General features: G+C 41.6%; 15 protein-coding genes. All 15 read left to right on the top strand.

The annotated features are described in order from the left end of the window. Positions 1 to 80: 80 nt before the first annotated feature. Positions 81 to 725 (top strand): DCL family protein, encoded by a 645-nt coding sequence (locus OCV24_RS20220; protein WP_150878967.1) that lies wholly within the window; start codon positions 81 to 83, stop codon positions 723 to 725. A gap of 659 nt (positions 726 to 1384) precedes the next feature. Beyond that, positions 1385 to 1744, top strand: a complete 360-nt coding sequence (locus OCV24_RS20215; RefSeq protein ID WP_139151188.1) for a hypothetical protein — start codon at positions 1385 to 1387, stop codon at positions 1742 to 1744. Between the two features lie 148 nt (positions 1745 to 1892). Further along, on the top strand, positions 1893 to 2540 hold the full coding sequence (locus OCV24_RS20210; protein WP_150878969.1) for a hypothetical protein: 648 nt from the start codon (positions 1893 to 1895) through the stop codon (positions 2538 to 2540). Positions 2541 to 2825: 285 nt separating this feature from the next. Further along, a complete protein-coding gene (locus OCV24_RS20200; protein ID WP_150879396.1) occupies positions 2826 to 4004 on the top strand; it encodes a site-specific integrase in 1179 nt (392 codons plus the stop codon). A gap of 76 nt (positions 4005 to 4080) precedes the next feature. Continuing rightward, a complete protein-coding gene (locus tag OCV24_RS20195) occupies positions 4081 to 5025 on the top strand; it encodes a hypothetical protein (protein WP_261878792.1) in 945 nt (314 codons plus the stop codon). An 88-nt stretch (positions 5026 to 5113) separates the two neighbouring features. Then, entirely contained in the window at positions 5114 to 5356 is a 243-nt protein-coding gene (locus tag OCV24_RS20190; protein ID WP_017057177.1) for a helix-turn-helix transcriptional regulator, read from the top strand. Further along, positions 5349 to 5627 carry a hypothetical protein gene (locus OCV24_RS20185; RefSeq protein ID WP_244291747.1) on the top strand — a complete coding sequence of 93 codons (279 nt, stop codon included), beginning with the start codon at positions 5349 to 5351 and terminating at the stop codon, positions 5625 to 5627. The genes OCV24_RS20190 and OCV24_RS20185 overlap by 8 nt, the downstream gene beginning before the upstream one ends. 57 nt (positions 5628 to 5684) lie before the next feature. After that, positions 5685 to 6590, top strand: a complete 906-nt coding sequence (locus OCV24_RS20180) for a virulence-associated E family protein (protein WP_244291748.1) — start codon at positions 5685 to 5687, stop codon at positions 6588 to 6590. A 395-nt stretch (positions 6591 to 6985) separates the two neighbouring features. Beyond that, on the top strand, positions 6986 to 7813 hold the full coding sequence (locus OCV24_RS20175; RefSeq protein WP_208806563.1) for an MBL fold metallo-hydrolase: 828 nt from the start codon (positions 6986 to 6988) through the stop codon (positions 7811 to 7813). Between the two features lie 1405 nt (positions 7814 to 9218). Continuing rightward, positions 9219 to 9698: a hypothetical protein gene (locus tag OCV24_RS20170; RefSeq protein ID WP_150879373.1), complete on the top strand. Its 480-nt coding sequence runs from the start codon at positions 9219 to 9221 to the stop codon at positions 9696 to 9698. Positions 9699 to 9839: 141 nt separating this feature from the next. After that, positions 9840 to 10334 carry a GNAT family N-acetyltransferase gene (locus tag OCV24_RS20165; protein ID WP_150879382.1) on the top strand — a complete coding sequence of 165 codons (495 nt, stop codon included), beginning with the start codon at positions 9840 to 9842 and terminating at the stop codon, positions 10332 to 10334. 611 nt (positions 10335 to 10945) lie between these two features. Next, the gene (locus tag OCV24_RS20160) at positions 10946 to 11368 is read left to right on the top strand and encodes a GNAT family N-acetyltransferase (RefSeq protein WP_017054818.1); all 423 of its coding nucleotides are present in this window, start codon (positions 10946 to 10948) and stop codon (positions 11366 to 11368) included. A gap of 132 nt (positions 11369 to 11500) precedes the next feature. Then, the gene (locus OCV24_RS20150; RefSeq protein ID WP_167514288.1) at positions 11501 to 12058 is read left to right on the top strand and encodes a hypothetical protein; all 558 of its coding nucleotides are present in this window, start codon (positions 11501 to 11503) and stop codon (positions 12056 to 12058) included. A 135-nt stretch (positions 12059 to 12193) separates the two neighbouring features. Then, entirely contained in the window at positions 12194 to 12517 is a 324-nt protein-coding gene (locus OCV24_RS20145; protein ID WP_150879374.1) for a hypothetical protein, read from the top strand. A gap of 1185 nt (positions 12518 to 13702) precedes the next feature. Next, positions 13703 to 14170, top strand: a complete 468-nt coding sequence (locus OCV24_RS20140) for a cold shock domain-containing protein (RefSeq protein ID WP_077681830.1) — start codon at positions 13703 to 13705, stop codon at positions 14168 to 14170. The last annotated feature ends 111 nt before the right edge of the window (positions 14171 to 14281 follow it).

Raw genomic sequence — 14281 nt, 5'->3', positions numbered from 1 at the left:
CGCGTTTAAGGTGTTCAAATTGAGTTGGGTGGCAGGTTTGTTAGCCACTTAGCTTAGCGTTAGTTTTATAGGAGAAAATTGTGGCAAAACCTATTTCATTTGGTCAATTTAAATTCGGTACCCAAAAGGCATGTAAAGAAGATGTTCGTCGTCGCATTAACTCATATACTCCCGGCTCAATAATGACTTTGGATGACAAAGCTTTTTTTGAGGCTTTGTTTACATTGCATAGTGAGTATGACGAGAAGGTGGGGTGTGGTATTAAAGACATTGAAGTGGGATTAGATTTTCATCGCAAAAAATGTCTGTTCATAATCAGAAACGATGACTCCAGAGTCGTAATTAGCTGGCTACATTGTGTTAAGCCATATACAAAGAAAATGGTTGTTTCTTACGCTTTTCGAAGGGCTGTTAAAAATACAGTGATGACGTTTAAAAATGAAGCTATTTCTAATGGCGCTATATGTCCAAAGCTAGGCATTAATCTGACATTCGACAATAGCCATGTTTCTTATGCCTCACTTTCCTTTGATGACATGCTTACCAATTTCCTTGCTGAAAATGGTCTTACTTACGAGTCAGTTGAATTGATTGATCCAGAGTATAGTGATACCGATCAGCGAGGAAAGCTTGCCAATAATGTGGTCATGGAAAGTTGGCAGAAATACCATCAATCAAGAGCAAGCTTTGAGTTGCTTAGTATTGAGGCTAACTTAAGCAAATAAAACTAACAAACGCTTTAAGACGGATTCGCAACGCTCGGCGGTTTTAGTTTGATTCGGCTTTTGTGTTTACGGCGCAATAATTGAGTATTGTGGTAGCGTTGCTCACCACTTAAGCGGGCGTTAGTTTGCAAAGGGCAGAAAAGCATTTATGGTCTAAAAGCCTTGTTCTACGTTCTAGCTATTCACCTGTTATTTCCCAAAGACTTTTCATCGAAATAGGCATCTCGCGTAGTCAGTTTTTCGGTTAATTGGCTTTCGTATAATTCAATTCTTTCGTGTTAGTAAGGTTCATTTCTCAATGTTCTTGCGCGCTTCTTCTTTGGCTTTGAAAGTTAAGCGGGAACATTGAAAGATGGTATTTGTGGCTGTCGGCATCTACGAAAGTCTTCTTAGCCAAGTGCGTTTTGTTAGTTGGGGTTAAATTCTGAGCGGCCCGTTTTACTTTTGCGTTCAAAGCCATTAGTTTTATAGCTAATTCAGCATCTTGGCGCTAAACCTCTAGTTTCATCGCGGTGGCAAACTAACAAAGCGCTTAAGACGGACTAACAAACGTTCGGCATTTTTGGTTTGGTTAAGTTGTGTGTTTAAGGTGTTCAAATTGGGTAAGGTGGCAGGTTTGTTAGCCACTTAGCTTAGCGTTATGCGACTAGGAGGAATGCGTGAAAAAGTCGAATCTAATCATATTGATAATAGCGTGCGGACTTGGTTATTTCGCCTATGATAGATATGTCGTACAACCCAAAGAGCTGAACTTTGTGTCAGAGCGTATGTTGACTCAAATTGCTATTAAAGAACAATGGTTTGATGCGCTTGAAGGTTTGAGGTCTTTACCAAATGGTTCAGCTAGTCTAAGTCATGAAATTGAATCAGCGTTTAAAGATGGCGATACAGCCTATGCGAAAGGCAAAATTATCTATATGAGTGAAACGACAGAAGTTTGCAAGGTTGTGGACTTCAAATTTCGTTACGGTTCATTGAACGACTACGAAATCTTTTCTCAATCAAACTGCTTACATTGAAAGTCGCATAACAAAGCGTTTAAGGCGGATTCACAACGCTTGGCATTTTTAGTTTGAATCAGCTTTAGTGGTTACGACACAATGGCTTAGGTTTGGTGGTTAGCGTTGTTCACCACTTAACGCGGCGTTAGCAGTCACAGAGGTAATAATGAATACAGTAGTAAAAATAATTTCTCATAAGGTGTATTTGGAACACCTAGAACTGAAATTAGCAAAAATAAGAGAAATTGCTCAAACCTCTGAAGAAGAAGCGTTAGCTCTGTGCTGTTGCTATATCGAGGCGATCGGTAGTAGGAGGTTTCAGCTTTCCGGAGACGGTGCAGAGAGCAAGACAAGATATTCAAAAGCAGAAGCATTTACTGATACTTTAGTGAAGTTCAGCGGTTATGAGTTTTGGGATAAAATTCACCCAGTAGGGTTATTAGGTTGCTTACCTAGTAAAAGCTTTAGCCGAAACTATGATGCCTATGTAGTCAAGCTAACAGAAATTGGTGAATCAGTCAGAGAACCAGAGTTTGTAAGAGAACAGGTAAAAGAACTGCACCTTAACTTTAATCAAAGAAAATGGTTTGAAGACCATATCCATAAAGGTTCTATCGGTTCTATTGCGTACTCGAAAGTTAGAAGTGAAATTGTTCATAATATTTCACATGAACCTTTCACTTTCACAGCAATGTACAATGATGTGAAATTACCAGATCTTGATTATGAATTAATGGAGTCGTGTTTATCCAATGTGCTAGACAACTTAAAGCAACTGTCTGAGGAAAATAACAAGTTTTGGTGGGAGTTTTAAGTAGACTGCTAACAAACTGTTTAAGAGTGATTCGCAACGCGTGGCATTTTTACTATGCGTTGATTTTAGTGTTTAAGGTGGTATGCGGAAGCATCGGTATTGCGTTGCTCACACCTTAACAGTGCGATTCGGTAATGTAACGCAATGAACGGCTATGAACTAAAATGATAAATTAACCGAATAAATACAGTAAGATAGCTATGATTGGTTGGTTCATGGTTGTTCTCTATAATGCCTCAAGTTGCAATTTTTCTGCTACATATTTGCTACACTAAGGATTGTGTCATGGCATTAAAGCAGAAGATCACCAACAGCTCTATCAAGAATCTCACCATTGAAGATAAGCGCCTGAACGATACCGAAGTCAGCGGTTTTCATGCGCGTATCTCCCCAAAAGGAACGGTGAAGTATTACCTGTACTATCGAATTAACGGCAAGCAGCGAAACTATTTCTTAGGGGCGGCTAATTCATTAACACCCGCTCAAGCTAGAGACTTAGCCAAAGAGAAATCAGGACAAGTCGCCAGTGGGGAAGACGTACAAGAAAGTCGTCACGAAGCTAAGAAATTAGAAGCCCGTGAGGGACTGACGTTAACCCGTTTTCTTGACGAACATTACCAAGACTATTTGATGGCTTTGAACCCTCGAACGGCTAACCAGTCGTTTAATTCAATTAAGAATACGTTTGCTCACCTAGGAGAAAAACGCCTCACCGATATTACCGCTCGTGACATTCAAGAGTGGTACACCCTCAAACGGAAACAAGGGCGAGCGCCCGCAACAATGAGCCGAACCTTTATGTCGTTCAAAGCGGCACTCACCAGAGCGGTTGAGTGGGAACTACTAGACTCTCACTCACTGGATAAAGTGAAACTGGTCACTGAGGATAATACTCGCGTTCGTTATCTTTCTAGTGAAGAAGAAAGCGCCTTACTTATTGCCCTTGACGAACGTAACGACAGGCTAAGAGCGTCTGGCAGTGAAAAGTTATACTCAGACTTTGTTAAGCCGCTTGTAATTACTGCTATAAACACTGGTGCACGTAAAAGTGAGCTACTGAGCTTATCTTGGGAAGATGTGTCGTTTGAGAATCGTTATCTGACCGTTAAAGCTGAAAATGCCAAGTCTAAGAAAACAAGGCGTATACCGCTTAATGACACCGTGTTTAACCTTCTTAGTCAGTGGCGAGCGCAAAACCCCAATCAAATTTACGTGTTTACCCCTAATCACCGAGACTCTGCACCTCTGATTCAATACCCTTGGCAGTGCCTACTGAAAGCGGCGGATATCTCTAATTTCCGGTTTCACGATTTGCGCCACCACTTTGCGAGTAAACTTGTGACGAATGGTGTGGATTTGAATACAGTTCGTGAGCTGTTAGGACATTCTGATTTGAAGATGACCCTTAGATACGCGCATTTAGCGCCAGAGCATAAAGCCGCAGCTGTGAACCTCATCGGATAGTGAGTGCGTTGTGATGTGTTGCCAGCATCAAATTAGTAAGCTAACGATTTACTAGGTTACGAGCACTGATTTATAGATGGACGATAACAGGGATTACATACACTTAAACGAACTGGAAAAGTTAACGTTACTCACTGAGGAACAAGTGTTTGATGCGGTTGAGCGTGGTGTGTTTAGGCTTCACGCTAAAATTGACTGTCCAGATGCGGCGGCAGTCGATAGCCATAACGTATTGCTCTATAGCTTGCATGTACGGGGCTTTATTGAGTTAACCCAAAAGCAATCTCTACAGGTTTTAGTGGGTAAAAGCCAGTTAACACGGTTTGAAGCTGTACCAACACTGGCTTACTCCAAACTGAGACTCATTAAACAGGCTTTCCCGAATGCGGTTAAAGGTCAGTTTCATGGGATACACGAACAACGGTTAAGCTCCAAGAATATAGCTTTCATCGTGCCAAAACTGGTAGCGTTGTACCCAGAGCAAGAAAGCATGATGCAGATTGCTAAAGACAAAACCAGTCAGGGGCAGGTATCAAGCCTCGGTGGGCTATTGTCGGCTTTCACTGAAATCATCAGTGAAAGTACCAAGCAATTATCGTCCATACCTATAGGCTTACAAGCCAGTGATATCAGGCTTTGCACAAACCATTTAAGCCAGAGTTTTAACCGAACATGGCAAGAGTTAAGCCGTAACGATAACCGGTTATCTAACCAAGCTAAGCCAGTTACAAATTCAGCGGAAAACCAAGCAGGGCAAGGCTTAAAGCCACAAATAGAAACCAACCCCGTTAAAATGATTCAGCATCGAATACTCACTCTTTATCCTCAAGCCAAAGCAAGAGAGGTTTGGAACCTGATCCGTGAAGATGTGAGAGAAGAACGATACCGGTTTGATGTGGATGTGATTATTGACGGCATCGATAACGAACGTCTATACACTAGTAAAGATACTGCGGATGGTATGTCCTTTAAACGCTTCCAAAATATGCTGTCAGAGGTAAGGAAGGGTATACGAGAATAAATGCTCCCGCCAATCCTCCCGTTTTTCTTCCCGTGAATGATTCTAAGGTTTTCATAGTACCTCCACGAACAATGAAGGTACTTAAAGTATGGAAAACCAAGAGAAAAACAAACGCGCTTACACAGAGCAAGAAACCTCGACTTACATCGGCATGAGCCGTTCATTTTTACGTCAAGCACGTATGGAAGGGCAACGCAAAAACAGAACAGACGCACCACCTTTTATCAAGATTGGTCGCGCGGTTCGTTACCTTAAAGAAGATTTAGACCGTTGGCTCGATAACCACACTAAGCGAGACCACTTATCACAAGAGGAGTGCTTCCATGCTTAAAGAGCCAGAGTTCCCTCATGTGAAGTACACCGAGTCCGGTAAAACCATTGTGCTGAATACGGCTGATAACCTAAAGGCGTTACTCAAAAGTTCTGGCTATGAAGCCAAGCTCAACAAGATGACCCTAGAGCCTGATATTTTCAAAGGTAAGGAATGCATCGGCTCACCCGATACGGTGAGAAGTGAACTGATTTCTGTGGCGTCTATCCATTCATTACCTAAACCCGCCATTGATGACCATTTTAACGCCGTTGCGTTAGAAAATAGCTAGCATCCTATCAAGGATTGGTTATCCGGTGAGTGGGACGGACAGTCAAGAGTGGACGCGGTGTTAGATTCTTTAGGGGCTAAGAATCCACAGTTGGCAAGAATGGTATTGCTACACTGGTTAGTGGGCTGTGTAGCATGTTTACTTGTGCCTAATTTCAAATCAAAGCTCGTTCCAGTACTGCAAAGTGAGCAGTCTTTTAAGAAGACGGCCTTTGTTGAGCGTATTGCTAACGTGATGCCAAGTGCCTTCTTGGAAGGGGCTGAGTTAAACCCCGATAACAAAGACAGCGTCTTATCGGTGATTCGTTCTTGGATAGTTGAACTAGGGGAGTTAGAGCGTTCTACCAAAAACTGCCAAGGCGCACTCAAAGCGTTCGTCACACGCGCTCAAGATACGGTGCGTCCTCCTTATGCGAGGAGTGATATCAAGAAATCACGACAAACGAACCTGATTGCTACGGTAAACGGCACAGATTTCTTAAAAGATGAAACGGGCAACTCACGTTACGCGGTCATTGAACTGGTGGCTGAAACCAACATGGACAAGCTTAATGAATTGCTAGGGTGGAATTATCAAGTAACGGGTGAGCTGACACTGGCAGAGTCGGAGAAACTGCGCCAATTCTGGTTAGAAGTGAAACACCTATTCTTAGTAAAAAAACACCCTTGGATGCTTTCACCTGACGCTCAAGCCTTGGTATCAAAAGAATCGGCTAAGTACGTGGATAAAGGCACTTGGTACAACATGCTCAACGACCAACTAGAAACCTGTCATGGCAAGGCTAGGGAATGGCTCACGACTAAGCAAATCTGTGACTTATTCAAAGTTGATGCGTCTAAAGGTAACGTGGTTGGTAAAGCATTAAACCAGTTACACAAAGAAGAAAAGCTAGGTAAGAAAATGCTTAATGGTTCAAATCAATACTATTTTCCTACCGTCATTCCCCACACTTCATTTCTGTAAGTTGCGATTTCTACCCCACTTACTCCACTTGAAACGCAATTAGGTGGGGTAAGTGGGGTAGCTTTTGGAACATTCACCAACTTGGAGGTCTGCTAATAGCTATACTTTTAAAGTAATGATCGCCATTGCTAACACTAAAGTGCCCCAAAATTTGATAAGAGTAATTTAGTCAACAGAGTCAATTCAAGAACTCTCATTTCAAAAAAGATTTATTTCCCCATCCGAACGCTGTAGTTCTATCGGTAGTTCACAAAGTAAATAGAATATCTTTTGTCTTGATTATGCAATAAATTGCTTTCAAAATCGTAGCTTCCTTTTGGACTTACTCAGCGCTCAAGGAAGTGTATTGGTAAGTCAGGACTCAAACTAAGCAATAAGTGTTTGCAGGTGATTTCGTGAAAAAAATTATATTAGGTGTTCTCTTCAGCGCATCGGTCTTTGCTTCCTCAAGCAAAGACGTTCCAACGATGAATGATAAGAACGGTTATGTAGAACCGTTTCAGATGTTTGATAATGTTTATTATGTTGGGGACAAATGGGTTTCATCATATGCAATTGATACAGATGACGGATTAGTGATAGTTGATACACTTGATTCCCCTTATTCTAAGTGGGTCCCAATCAACCTTGAGAAGCTAGGGTTAGAAGGTAAGCCAATAACGCACATATTGGTAACGCATGGGCATTCTGACCATGTTGGGGGCGCTCAGTTACTTCAAAAGATGTATGGTTCTAAAGTTGTGATGACCAAAAGCGCTCATGAGCTATCTATACAGCAATCAAACAAAAGCAAAGGTGAGAGCAAGTTCCTTCCCCCAAACCTAGACATAGAGATAGAAAGCGATAGCTCTATGGTTATTGGTGGTCATGAGTTTAAGTTCTATCTCACGCCGGGTCACACAGAAGGCGACTTTTCCCTAAGCTTTACAGTCGAAGATAAAGGCGCTGAACATCGTGCATTTATCGTTGGTGGCCATAGCGTAAGTGGCAACGATCCAAAAATGATTGACCAGTTCTTGAGTAGTATGGAGAAAATTAGAAAGATTTCACTCCAGTCGCCTGTTGTGAGCGTTAACCTTTCGAACCATCCACATAAAAATTACCTATTTGAGAATAGGGAGAAGCTAGGTGCAAATGGGAACCCATTTGTTAGTGAGACAAACTTCTTCATGTTTCTTAAGCAACAGGAAAACTTAGCTAAGAATAAAATAAAAGGGCTGTAATAGTTCTGCAGATAATGTGTAGTCTTCTCTGCAGCGATACCGAAGATAATCCGTTAAATGCTAAATTGGCAAAGCCACTGACAAGCTTCTGAGGTTGAGTTTTAACCCATGGCACTTTCTAGCTCGAAAGTGTCCAGAAACGTGTTAGAAAGAGCTTGTTTTTGGTTGTAAGAATGCAAAATTATAAAGCTACATATTTGCTACATGTATTATATTTTAAAGTTGAGTTTTAGTTTTAAATTGTTGATATATAAGGTATTGATGTGTTGTTTATTTCACCTTAACAGGGCGTTAGTTTGCAAAGGGCAGAAAAGCGTTTGTAGTCTAAAAGCCTTGTTTTACGTTCTAGCTATACACCTGTCCGTTTTCCAATCTCACGAACTTTCCGGTGGCACTATGTTGGAAGCGTTTGCGGTGCGTTAGTCACTTACTGGCTCTAACATTGTTGCTAATTCGTTGGTGCGTTTTCTTTTTCTTGGCAGCTAATTTGTTAACAAATGGCTTGATCACACTTGGTTGTCAGGTTGGTCGAACGAATCCTTTGTCAGTTAAAGCGCTTCAAACCGTGGTTGTTTGTCGTATGTCGCTTCTTAGCCAAGTGCGTTTTGTTGGTTGGGGTTAAATTCTGAGCTGTCCGTTTTACTTTTGCGTTTAAAGACAGTAGTTTTATAACTAATTCAGCACCTTGGTGCTAAATCTCTGGTTTCATCGCGGTGGCAAACTAACAAAGCGCTTAAGACAGATTCGCAACGCGTGGCATTTTTAGTATGCGTTGATTTATGTGTTTAAGGTGTTATGCGGTGGCTTCGTATTGCGTTGCTCACTACTTAGCTTAGCGTTAGCACTGGGTTGGAATCAAAGGGCAAAAGTCTTGATGTTTATTGGTTTCTTTTCCCAGATTTACACCTGATCAAATGTTTCTCTCACGTTCGCTCCGGTGGCACTAGATGTAAAGTTTTCGCTTTGATTTCAGCGTTTACGGTTTCTAACTTTCGGGCTGTTTCTTTGGCGCGGTTTCTTTGATGCGGTTGGTTTCCTTCCTAAAATTTGGTTCTTTGTCGTGGTTGTTCAAGTCCGATGATCGAATCCTTTGCAAATTTTATTACTGCGAAAATAGGGCAGTTTCGCTTGTTTTTCTTCTTGCCAACTTGCGTTTATAGCTAGTTTTAAGTTTGGCAGCTGCCCGTTTGGCTTAAGTGTTTTTAGTTATGAAATTTGTGCTATATTTCAATATCTTGGTGTGTGCCAACGGCTTAAAGGGCAGCGTGCTAACAAACAGTTCAAGTGGGATTCAGCACGCGTGGCATTTTTGATATGCGTTTGGTTTCGGTGTTGAAGTGCCATGCGGTAACATTGGTATTGGGTGCTTCACCCCTTAACTGGGCGTTATGTGCGGGAGGCGAACTTGGTACGATTATTGGTAGTTTTTGTAGTGGCATTTTGTTTGGGTGGATATGCTAGTCTGCATGTTCTGTCTGAGTATGTATTTGATATAAAAGAACATCATGATAGTAAGCTAGAGCACCAAATTCGTGCTTTTAAACATATGAAATCTAAAGGTGCGGAACCCTTAATCGAGAACTCAAATATGTTAGCTCGCTATAGTGTTTGTGACCTGGATTCGGAGAAAGGACAGGCTATTGCTGCTGCACTTTCAATGAACTCGTTTCATTTGGGATTATCCACAATACAATCATCAAAAACTCACCTTGATGTTGTCCTAACAGGCATGCTTTTATCGCGTGAACTTAAAGGTAGTACGTCTACGAAAAAAAAGTTGGATGAGCTAATTGGAAAGTACTGCCAAGAGAATCATATTAAGTGCGAAAAGTTTGATAGTCTAAGTGAAAAGAAGCTAATAGAGTTGCAGCTAAAATGCACATAACAAAGCGTTTAAGACGGATTCACAACGCTTGGCGATTTCACTTCAAGTTGGCTTAAGTGTTTAAGGTGCAATGGTTTAGGTTTGGTGGTTTGCGTTGTTCACCACTTAACGCGGCGTTATGTGCTTATGAAGAAAATTGACATGGAAGTGGTAGAGGCCAACCCTAATTTGGCCCCAATATTAGTGAGTTATGCGAAAGAATGCCTAGAATCGGGTATTCCAAAATATTCGGGTGTGGAGCAAGATCCGACAGCTTATTTGTCAGGTTTGGTCGAACGTTCAAAGGCAATCTCCGAGTTACCAAAGGGATATTTACCTAGCACAACTTACTACTGTGTATCGAACTCCGAAATTTTAGGTGCAATCCGAGTTCGCAAAGGTACTAATGCCAACGTAGAAAATGTCATTGGTCATGTTGGCTACGAAACTAGACCGTCAGCTCGTGGTAAGGGTGTAGCCTCATTTCTGCTTGCTTGGGTGCGAGACCATGTTGTCACTGATTCAGTTATTGTTACTTGCTCAACTGACAATCCCGCGTCTCAAAAAGTCATAGAAAACTGTGGTGGTGAATACCTCGGTAACTACACAGATGACAGAGAGGGTACGGTAAGGCGCTACCGTTTAGTACGCACATAACAAAGCATTCAAGAGTGATTCGCAACGCTTGGCAGTTTCGCTTCGCTCAAGTATAGCCAAGCGCCGCTCACACCTTAATGCGGCGTTATGTACCTATCATGAGGTGTAAGTTTTGAGCAGTAAAGACTTGTTAGATAAGACCTTTGATTTCATTGCCCATAAAACGGAATGGTTGTACGAACAGGACCTTATAAAAAACTGGTTTAATATATTATCTTGGACCGCGATAACAGGGTTTATCTTTGCTTTGTTTGACCATACACATTCAGTCCCTTTGCTCGTTATTGGGCTAACGTCCAGTATTCTTATTATTTTCTACGCATGGCACACTGGTTTTGATGTAGTTAAGCGAGTATACGGAGGCTCAGAGTCAGTCAGCGTATGGACAATGCTCATTTTGCTAGCAATGAATACAGCAGTGCCAATAACTGTGTTGTTTTATATGGTTCAAGCTATAGGATATATCGTGAACTCAGGCACATAACAAAGCGTTTAAGACGGATTCTCAACGCTTGGCATTTTCGGCTTAGTTCAGTTTAAATGTTTATGTCACAATGGTTTAGGTAGGGTGGTGGCGTTGCTCACCACTTAACGCGGCGTTAGGAGATTCAATGGTTTCGTATCAACAAACAGAAGATTTATCAGCTTCGGCTAAAATTACTTACGTAAATATGCGCTCATACTACGAGCATTATTCTGTTGATTGGGATTGCTCAAAAATTGAAGAACAAATCCATGATTTAACCAATTTCGATATCCTGTTCAATGGTGAGGTTGTTGGAGCAATTCGTTTGGCATTTGATAACTACGGTTGTTATGTCCGTGACTTGCAAGTCAGCGAGAAATACCAAAATAAAGGTATTGGTGCACTAGCACTTTCTGAATGTGAAAGGTTAGCAATTGAATCAGGCGCTAATCGACTAAGATTACGTGTATTTAAAATCAGCCCAGCCTTCCATCTCTATGAAAGAGTTGGGTTTGTAGTGGATAGCGCTGATGATAGATTTTACAGTATGTCGAGAACAATCTCCTAACAAACAGTTCAAGAGGGATTCAGCACGCGTGGCATTTTTGGTATGCGGTGGTTTCGGTGTTGAAGTGGTATGCGGTAACATCGGTATTGCGTGCTTCACCCCTTAACTGGGCGTTAAACATATCGAGGTAATATGGAAGTATCTAGTTCAGCAATATCGGGAGCGTTGAAAGCTGGTGTTCAAGTTGTCAGCGCACAAAAACGTCCAGTACTCGATGTTTATCATCGTATTCATAACCTAAAGCAGCCCCGGCGCGATATTACATCACATGATGACCCCTCTTTAGTGGTTGGCACGACCAGTCACCAACAGGTTTTCATATCTTTTACACTTACAAATATTGGTGGTGAAAGAGCCGAAAATATAAAGTTAACTATCGGCGGTAATATGATTCGGCCTGAGCCTATGAAGGATTTTGGTCCAATTTTTAAAAATGTATACCCGCAAATGCCACCGGCTCATTCTGTACACTTGTTCTGTTTTGACGAATTCGATTTTGACTGGCAATTGGACACTCAATCCAAACAAAAATACTTAGAAATAATAATGGAGTACGATCTACCCAAAGGCTTTGTTAATACCATTCGTTCGTTACCGTGGAAAATATTAAAGAGACGTAGGTATAGTGAGAAGTATCTCTTCTATCCATTTATGGTGGCAGGCGAACTCCCACCGCCAGAATATGTTTAACAAAGCGTTTAAGACGGATTCCCAACGCTCGGCATTTTTGGTTTGCTTCAGTTTAAGTGTTTACGGCACAATACTTTAAGTGTAGTAGTATGCGTTGCTCACCACTTAACGCGGCGTTAGGGTTACAAGGAAAGTATGTCGCATATCAAACAGTTTTGTAAATCAGCTATTTCAAAAGGTGACGGAACATCATCTCGTGATCATGAATACTTTGAAGCCATGAAATCATCTATTGCTCATATTTCTGATTCATCTGAATTACTTCCCTTGCTTAACCACGAAAATGCTTGGGTAGTTTGTTGGACTGCTAGTCATTTATTAGCTAATGACAAAACGTCAAAGGCTATTAATGCCTTAAATGGTTTAGTTCAAAAAGGTGGTGTTTCAGGTTTTAGTGCTGAAATGGTAATTCAAGAGTTTAGGCAAGGTTGCTTTGTGTCACCTTTTGAGCAAAAGTAACCCTAACAAGTCATTAAAGCAGGAAAATTTACAGTTGGCTGTTTTCACTGCGTTCAACATTTTAGCCAACTATAAATTTCCTCTTAATGAGGCGTTAGTTTGCAAAGGGCAGAAAAGCGTTTGTGGTCTAAAAGCTTTGTTCTACGTTCTAGCTATTCACCTGTTATTTCCCAAAGACTCTTCATCGAAATAGGCATCTCGCGTAGCCAGTTTTCCGGCTAATTGGCTTTCGTGTCATTCAATTCTTCCGTGTTAGTAAGGTTCATTTCTCAATATTCTTGCACGCTGCTTCTTTGGTTTTGAAAGTTAAGCGGGAACATTTAAAGATGGTATTTGTGGCTGTCGGCATCTACGAAAGTCTTCTTAGCCAAGTGCGTTTTGTTAGTTGGGTTTAAATTCTGAGCTGCCCGTTTTACTTTTGCGTTCAAAGCCATTAGTTTTATAGCTAATTCAGCACCTTGGCGCTAAACCTTTGGCTTTATCGCGGTGGCAAACTAACAAAGCGCTTAAGGCAGATTCGCAACGCGTGGCATTTTTAGTATGCGTTGATTTATGTGTTTAAGGTGTTATGCGGTGGCTTCGTATTGCGTTGCTCACTACTTAGCTTAGCGTTATGCGACTGGGCAAAAAATCTTCTATATATCTCTTTCTCGCTCTCTTTGGCAGTCGGTTGTCGGTGTCGGCAATTTAGCATTGTCGGCCTAAATTCTTGAATCACTCGGGCCGTAAAACATGCCAAAGTTCGCGGGTTGCCTCATTGGTTTTCAGAGTTGGTTTGTGGCGAGGTTGGCTGGCGCAAAGTGTGGCAAGGGCAAGTTTATCGGCAGTTCTTCTTCGCTGGTCGTCCGCAGCGTTGAGTTTCTCGAAGCAAAAGCTGAGTCATGCGCTGAAATTCACTATTAGTCACTTGTGGGAAGCTGGTCTGTAACATAGTGACTTCGGTTGTTCAGTGAATCACAAAAAGTGCTTGGTTTGTTTGTGGTTTTTCGTGTCTGAGGTAATCTTTTCACTGCCCAACTTGGCTTGGTAGGTGAACTCGCATAACAAACAATTCAAGCAGACCCTCAACGCTCGGCGATTTTGGTTTGCGTCGGGTTTGGTGTTACCGAGCAATGCGGAAAGTTAGCCAGTGCGTTTCGGGCTACTTAATTGGGCGTTATGCCGCTATAAGAAAATGGAGGATATATGAAAGGGAAAATCGTTCGCTGGGTTGATGATAGAGGTTTTGGTTTTATAAAGTCTGACAATCTCAATGGTGACATTTTTGTTCATGTATCCAAATTCAAAAAGGGTTTTCGCCGACCACAAGTTGGAGATAAAGTAGAATTTCAACTTGCGGAGAATACCTCTAAGCCAAGCGCTTCGATTGCACAGTTGGTTGGTGTCGAACCCCAAAAAAGCAACCCTTTTTCAATTATACTCCTTGCACTTATTGTTGGTTTTTTAGGTGCAGTTTTATATATCTTTGTAATAGAGCCAAAGTTAAATCCTGCATATGAAAATATGGGCTTTAACTGCCAAGGCAAAACTTATTGCAGCCAGATGGTATCTTGTGATGAAGCCAAGTTTTACTTGTCAAACTGTCCCGGAGTTAAAATTGATGGTGACAATGATGGTAGCCCTTGTGAGAGCCAGTTGTGCGGTAGTTGGTAGTATCGGCATAACAAAGCGTTTAAGACAGATTCGCAACGCTCGGCATTTTGGGTTTGATTCAGCTTTAGTGTTTACGGCACAATGGTTTAAGTATGGTGGTGGCGTTACTCA

This window comes from Vibrio kanaloae (genome assembly GCF_024347535.1).
In the GTDB taxonomy this organism is placed as follows: domain Bacteria; phylum Pseudomonadota; class Gammaproteobacteria; order Enterobacterales; family Vibrionaceae; genus Vibrio; species Vibrio kanaloae.
Note: the sequence above shows the minus strand (reverse complement) of the source record. Positions and strands in the feature narration are given on the sequence as shown.

What these genes read in the sequence shown, in the direction of transcription:
- OCV24_RS20210 (WP_150878969.1), top strand. Translation starts at nt 1,893, where the DNA reads ATGAATACAGTAGTAAAAATAATTTCTCATAAGGTGTATTTGGAACAC.
- OCV24_RS20200 (WP_150879396.1), top strand. Translation starts at nt 2,826, where the DNA reads ATGGCATTAAAGCAGAAGATCACCAACAGCTCTATCAAGAATCTCACC.
- OCV24_RS20195 (WP_261878792.1), top strand. Translation starts at nt 4,081, where the DNA reads ATGGACGATAACAGGGATTACATACACTTAAACGAACTGGAAAAGTTA.
- OCV24_RS20190 (WP_017057177.1), top strand. Translation starts at nt 5,114, where the DNA reads ATGGAAAACCAAGAGAAAAACAAACGCGCTTACACAGAGCAAGAAACC.
- OCV24_RS20185 (WP_244291747.1), top strand. Translation starts at nt 5,349, where the DNA reads ATGCTTAAAGAGCCAGAGTTCCCTCATGTGAAGTACACCGAGTCCGGT.
- OCV24_RS20165 (WP_150879382.1), top strand. Translation starts at nt 9,840, where the DNA reads ATGGAAGTGGTAGAGGCCAACCCTAATTTGGCCCCAATATTAGTGAGT.
- OCV24_RS20160 (WP_017054818.1), top strand. Translation starts at nt 10,946, where the DNA reads ATGGTTTCGTATCAACAAACAGAAGATTTATCAGCTTCGGCTAAAATT.
- OCV24_RS20150 (WP_167514288.1), top strand. Translation starts at nt 11,501, where the DNA reads ATGGAAGTATCTAGTTCAGCAATATCGGGAGCGTTGAAAGCTGGTGTT.
- OCV24_RS20145 (WP_150879374.1), top strand. Translation starts at nt 12,194, where the DNA reads ATGTCGCATATCAAACAGTTTTGTAAATCAGCTATTTCAAAAGGTGAC.
- OCV24_RS20140 (WP_077681830.1), top strand. Translation starts at nt 13,703, where the DNA reads ATGAAAGGGAAAATCGTTCGCTGGGTTGATGATAGAGGTTTTGGTTTT.